Genomic DNA, 5,804 nt, shown 5'->3' with positions numbered 1-5,804 from the left:
TCCAATGCAAACCAAAGTAGACGTTGGAGGCAGGCGATTCATTTACGTTCAATCAAGAATCGAACGCTACACTAGTGACCGCGATCCTCCGGCGCTTCCTCTTCGGTCACGCACCACGCGAACAGCCCGGCCCGGTTCGCGACGCCGAGCTTCGCGAGCGCGCGCCCGAGATAGGTGCGCACGCTGCTCGGCTTGAGCGCGAGCGTATCGGCGATCTGCGGGACCGGTTGCCCTTGCAGCACCGCGCGGCACACGAGCCGTTCGCGCTGCGACAGCGCCGTGCCGCTGGCCGACAGGCGCTGTTCGAACCGCTGCAGCAGTGCGCCGTCGTCCGAGCGCGGCGTCAGGCGGGCGAGCCGCGCATGCTGGATCAGGAGCGGCAGCACGAAATCGCCGAGCTGGCGCAGCAGCGCCAGTTCGGCCAGCGTATAGGACGGCTGGCCGCGCCGGCGGAACAGCGAGAACGCATAGACATAGTCGCGCTCGCTGCCGAGCAGCGTGCAGTCTTCGCCGAGTTCGCCGAGCGCGAAATGGCGGCCGTATTCGGTCGCCGTGTCGATTTCCTCGTTGCACGAGAACACGAGCTGCGAATCGGTGGCGCGCTCGATATGCGGGAGCAGCGTGTCGGTGCGCCAGTCGCCCTGTGTATACAGATCGAGCGCGTGGCGCGTGCCGTCGGGATCGTCGCCGCCCGCGAAGAACAGCACGTCGACGCTGTCGACCGATTGCGACGGCGCGTCGCGACGGTAGCGCGTCGCGACGCTGTAATGGGACTGCGGATCGACAGTTTCGCGCAGCCACGCCCAAAGCCGGGCGGGAAACAGCGGACTGCCGAGGCTGGCGACCAGGTCGCCGGCATTGCTGAGGGAAATGTGGGCGGGGCTCATCGTTGACACCGTCTTCGCGAACGGCCGCCCGTGCCGGCCGTGCTTCGCATACGACGGCGCGCCGGCGGCGGTGCGGTCATGCGGGACGGAGGCCGGCGCGGCGGCGAAGCTCGATTGTAGGGGACTTCGCCGCCGCGGGGCATGTGCGCTTGCGCGGCGGGCGGCCGATCGTCCGTCGACGGGCGGCGCGCTTCGTTGCGCACCGCGTTCCGCCCCGGCGGTCAGAACATCGTGTTCGCGTTCGCGGCCGTTTCGGGCACCGGCTGGATCACGTCCCAGTGTTCGACGATCTTGCCGTCCTTCACGCGGAAGATGTCGACGACGGCTTCGCCACGGTCGCCCGGACGCTCGGTTGCATGCACGTGCAGGTAGACGAGGTCGCCGTCGGTTGCGCTGCGCACGATGCGTGCGCGCGATGCCGGGTTCTTCTGGAAGGCGCCGACGAAGTACGACACGAACGGCTTCTTGCCGTCCGGCACGTGCGGGTTGTGCTGCTTGTAGTCGTCCGCGACGACGGCGGCGGCCTCGACCGCTTCGTGCTTGTTGAAGAAGCGGTCGTAGAACGTCAGTACGAGTTGGCGGTTGGCTTCCTCGGCGGCCAGGTCGCGGGTGGCCGGGCCGGCCGCCAGCGCGGCCGTCGACGCGGCCAGCAGGACGAGCGCGGCAACGGCGCGAACGGGGGAGCGGAGCAATGGCATGTAGCGGGTTCCTTGTCTGACGAAGCGTGGGTTGGTGCGCGATGCGCGACGGCGGGTTGACGCGGCCGTGCCGATCGGCGGGCGAAGGGACCTGGTTGCGGATGCATGTACCTGATCGACGCGACAGATTCGCCGCCCGGTCCGTAACGTCACGGTATGGGCAGGGCGAGGTCGCACGTCGTCATCATGCTTCGTTCAACTGGCGAATCCGCGCGGCTGTCGGGCCGATCGAATGGTACAGTTGCCGCGAACCCGTCACAAGAAGTCAGCGCGGTGTGAACAGGTCACACCGCGCTGACCGTGCGTTGCCCGTGAAAGAGAATCCAGCCATGCCGTTCCAGCCCGCCGATGAAACCGTCGAACTCGATCAGCCGTGCCCGATCCGCGATGTGCTCGACCGCATCGGCGACCAGTGGAGCCTGCTCGTGCTCGAAGCGCTGTCCGGCGGCACGATGCGCTTCAACGAACTGGGCCGTGCGATCGGCGATGTGTCGAACCAGATGCTGTCGCGCACGCTCAAGCGGCTCGAGCAGGACGGCTTCGTCAGTCGCACGCTGTTCGCCGAAGTGCCGCCGCGCGTCGAATATGCGCTGACCGACCTCGGGCGTTGGTTTCTGACGCCGATGCAGGCGATGATCCGGTGGGCCGACGAACATCATCGCGCGATCTGCGCCGCGCGACGTCGTGCACGGGAGCTGGAGGGCGGCGGGCGCTGAGCGGGACGCTCGCGCTGTCCTGTCGATGGGTGTTGTGCTGCGGATCGGGGGCGATGCGGCGAGGCATGGCGAAACTGCGTGTGTATCGCCACCGCATGATTTCGGTATCCGAATGATTTGATCAGGATGGACAGGATCGTCGATGCTTCGGCGTATTCCGTTTGTCCCGAATGCGGCAATGCGCTGGCGGTGCCCCGTTTGCAAGGGCAGGTGCGGGGGCGACCGAAGCGGCGGTCTTCCGCCGCATGGCGCACGGCGGGTTCGGCAGGATCCGGTCGAGACGGGGCGGTGCGCCGTAGGTCGGCGGACATGTCGATGGTCGAAGTTGAGTGACCGGACGCCTCGGCACCGGTTTGCGCGCCGGCATCGGGGCGGAGTGGGGCAGGATTCGCGGAGGCGCCTGCCAGGCGTCACGATGTCGGAGTCGAACGGCGCGGATTCGCCCGCGCCACCCGGTTCCGGGCCGGCCATCGGCCGGATCCCAGGTGCTTGCCTATCGCCACGTACCGTCGACGTAGATCCACGTCGGTCCCTGACGGCGCCAGTAGCCGGGCACCCACCTACGCCCGGGGCGCCGCGCGACCCAGCGGCCGGACACCCATATATAGCGGCCACGCTGCCAGCGCCAGTAGCCGTCCGTCCATATATAGCCGTGCGGCCGTGGTGGCGGCGGGCGGCGGTCGTGCCGGGCGGCTGGCGGCGCGAAGCCCGGGCGGTCCCCATAGGGCGGCCCGCCGGGTACGCCGTTCGGACCGGACGGCCGGTACGCGGGTGGCGCGGGCTGGGCCGAGGCGGCACGCAGCCAGCCGGTGCCGACGAAGGCGGCGGTCAATCCGATGGCGCGCAACAACGAGCGTCGATTCATGGCGTGTCCTGTTCTGTATTCGAGGCTGTCTTACGTTAGCCTGCCAGTCGGCCGGCCGGGTTACGCGAGCGGTTAAGGCTGTTACGGTGTGTCACGGCGGGCGGGTGAACCGCTGGTGGGCGGGGGGCTTTCTGTTTCAGCAACTGATCGGGGTGCCCGCTGTACGAGCGTCGCGCCCTGTTTACTGGCCGACGGACGCGTTTTAGGTGTCCGGAGCCTGGAATTCGAGGCTGAATCGGGTAAAATTTGCCGATTACGGGGTGTCTCGCCGAATCCGTTTGTTGTTTCTATGCAACCGTCAAGACGATGACATGAAAGAATGATGCGATGGAAGCCTCCAAAAAGCCCCCGTCAAGAAGTCAAAAACAAACGTCAAAACAAATACTTATAACGCGGCCCCATTTCTATTATTTCTAGTTCTGGAAAAGCTTATTTCTTTATTTGCGGATCGCTCGCCTAGGGTACACCCCTAAACTCACGGTTCCCAAACGGGCAACTATCCGGGCGCGGCCAGCAGGATCGATGGCGCTCCCGGGCGGTTGCAGACCGTTTATGAACAAGGTCGCGAGACCTGCCTCTTTTTAGAAGGGAGCTCCACGAATGAACAAGACTCTGATCGTTGCAGCAGCTGCAGCATCGTTCGCTACCGTCGCTCACGCGCAAAGCAGCGTCACGCTGTACGGCGTGCTGGACGCAGGCATCACCTACCAAAGCAACGTCGCAACGGGCGTTAACGCAGCTGGCCGGCCGGTGAACGGCAAGTCGCTGTGGTCGATGGGCTCGGGTATCGACCAAAGCCGTTTCGGCCTGCGTGGTTCGGAAGACCTCGGTGGCGGCCTGAAGGCAATCTTCACGTTGGAAAGCGGCTTCGGCATCGGTAACGGCAAGCTGGGCAACAACGGCGGCATGTTCAACCGTCAAGCCTTCGTCGGCCTGTCGAGCCAGTACGGCACGGTCACGCTGGGTAAGCAGTATGACGCAACGCAAGACTACCTGGCGCCGCTGACGGCAACGGGTTCGTGGGGCGGCACGTACTTCGCGCACCCGCTGAACCTCGACCGCCTGAGCACGAACGGCGATGTCGCATCGAACAACACGATCAAGTTCACGAGCGCGAACTACGCTGGCCTGCAATTCGGCGGCACGTACTCGTTCTCGAACAACACGAACTTCGGCAACAACCGTGCATACAGCGCGGGTGCTGCATACCAGTTCCAAGGTCTGAAGCTGGCTGCTGCATACTCGCAAGCAAACCTGGGTGACGGTTCCAACGGTAACGGCGCAACGTCGTCGGCAATCGGTGGCATCGCTAGCCAAGGCCGCGTCCGCACGTACGGTGCTGCTGCTGGTTATGCATTCGGCCCGGCACAAGTCGGCGCTGCATGGACGCAAGCACGTCTGGACAACAATGCAGTTGGCACGGGTTCGGTTCGCACCGACAACTACGAAGTCAACGCAAAGTACAACCTGACGCCGGCTCTCGGCCTGGGCGCTGCTTACACGTACACGAACGCGAAGATCAACAACGGCAGCACGCACTGGAACCAGTTCGGTCTGCAGGCTGACTACGCACTGTCGAAGCGCACGGACGTCTACGCACAAGCTGTGTACCAGCGTGCAGCGAAGAACGGCGTTGGCGCATCGATCTACAACGGCGACATCAACACGCTGCCGAGCTCGTCGATCAACCAAACCGCAGCAACGGTTGGTCTGCGTCACCGCTTCTAAGCGTGACGGCGGGGTAACCCGCTACGCAGCATCGAAAAAGGCGCCTTCGGGCGCCTTTTTTTTCGTCTGCGGAATGAGTTGTCGACGATTCGCATCGTCCGGATGCAAAAAAGCGAGGCCTGTGCCTCGCTTTTTTCGTTGAGCGCCGTTGCGGCGCGGTGCCGGCGGCAGGTGGCGTCAGCGCGTGTATTCGCCGTTGGCTTCCGGCTGGAACACGATCGCGGCGACCTTCATCAACTTTTCGGCGCCGCTCGGCTGCATCACCTTGACCATCTGGCCTCGCTGGGTGCCCAGCAGTGCCATGCCGACGGGCGAGAAGACGTTCAGGCGGCCGTGCTCGAGATTGGCAGCATCCGGATAAACAATCGTCCAGGTGGCTTGTTCCTGGGTCGCTTCGTCGAGCAGCGTGATTTGCGAGTTCATCGTGACGACGTTCGCCTTGATGGCGTCGGGCTGGACGATGTCGGCGCGCTCGAGCAGCGTATCGAGCATCGTCTGGAAGCGCGGGTTGTGTTCGGCGTGCTTCTCGAGGCGAGCGACGTCGAGTTCGGTCAACTGGTAAAGGCGTTGTTTCATGGCAGTTCTCCAAATGATCGGCAGGGGCAGGCGTGGCGTGCCTATGAGGATCGCCCGGAGCCTGTCTGACCTGGCTCCGGGAGGAGACCGAGCCGTCAGATCAGGCGCCGGGCAGGGGCGAGCGGCGCCTGGGCCGTGCGTCGAGCGAGGGGATGCGCCGGATGACCGGCGCGCGCGCGCACGCCGGCCGGGCCGGACGGCGAAACCGAAAGGGGCGTGAGCGCGTACATGGTGAATGGAAGGTCGATTGACGTATACCCGGACGGTCAGTTGAAACTCCCCCACTTATGGTCGCGCAAATTCCCCCACCCTGTGAAGCAGGACTAAGGGTTAT

6 protein-coding genes are annotated in these 5,804 nt (G+C 64.7%); 2 read left to right on the top strand and 4 right to left on the bottom strand.

The features are described from left to right. Positions 1-71: 71 nt before the first annotated feature. Together BDO18943_RS42080 and BDO18943_RS42075 are read right to left on the bottom strand one after the other, a co-directional pair. On the bottom strand, positions 72-887 hold the full coding sequence (locus BDO18943_RS42080) for a helix-turn-helix transcriptional regulator (protein ID WP_175026692.1): 816 nt from the start codon (positions 885-887) through the stop codon (positions 72-74). A 221-nt stretch (positions 888-1,108) separates the two neighbouring features. Then, complete coding sequence (locus BDO18943_RS42075) at positions 1,109-1,585, bottom strand: nuclear transport factor 2 family protein (RefSeq protein ID WP_175026691.1); 477 nt, start codon at positions 1,583-1,585, stop codon at positions 1,109-1,111. 329 nt (positions 1,586-1,914) lie between these two features. On the opposite strand from BDO18943_RS42075, the gene BDO18943_RS42070 reads away from it, so the two are divergent. Beyond that, positions 1,915-2,301 carry a winged helix-turn-helix transcriptional regulator gene (locus BDO18943_RS42070; protein WP_175026690.1) on the top strand — a complete coding sequence of 129 codons (387 nt, stop codon included), beginning with the start codon at positions 1,915-1,917 and terminating at the stop codon, positions 2,299-2,301. A 493-nt stretch (positions 2,302-2,794) separates the two neighbouring features. Here BDO18943_RS42070 and BDO18943_RS42065 read toward each other — a convergent pair whose 3' ends face one another. Then, positions 2,795-3,166, bottom strand: coding sequence for a YXWGXW repeat-containing protein (locus tag BDO18943_RS42065; RefSeq protein WP_175026688.1), 372 nt, complete (start codon positions 3,164-3,166; stop codon positions 2,795-2,797). A gap of 600 nt (positions 3,167-3,766) precedes the next feature. On the opposite strand from BDO18943_RS42065, the gene BDO18943_RS42060 reads away from it, so the two are divergent. Further along, positions 3,767-4,894, top strand: coding sequence for a porin (locus BDO18943_RS42060; protein WP_175026686.1), 1,128 nt, complete (start codon positions 3,767-3,769; stop codon positions 4,892-4,894). 177 nt (positions 4,895-5,071) lie between these two features. Here BDO18943_RS42060 and BDO18943_RS42055 read toward each other — a convergent pair whose 3' ends face one another. Further along, positions 5,072-5,470, bottom strand: coding sequence for a GreA/GreB family elongation factor (locus tag BDO18943_RS42055; protein ID WP_043179609.1), 399 nt, complete (start codon positions 5,468-5,470; stop codon positions 5,072-5,074). Positions 5,471-5,804: the final 334 nt, after the last annotated feature.

The organism is Burkholderia aenigmatica (assembly GCF_902499175.1).
GTDB lineage: Bacteria > Pseudomonadota > Gammaproteobacteria > Burkholderiales > Burkholderiaceae > Burkholderia > Burkholderia aenigmatica.
Note: the sequence above shows the minus strand (reverse complement) of the source record. Positions and strands in the feature narration are given on the sequence as shown.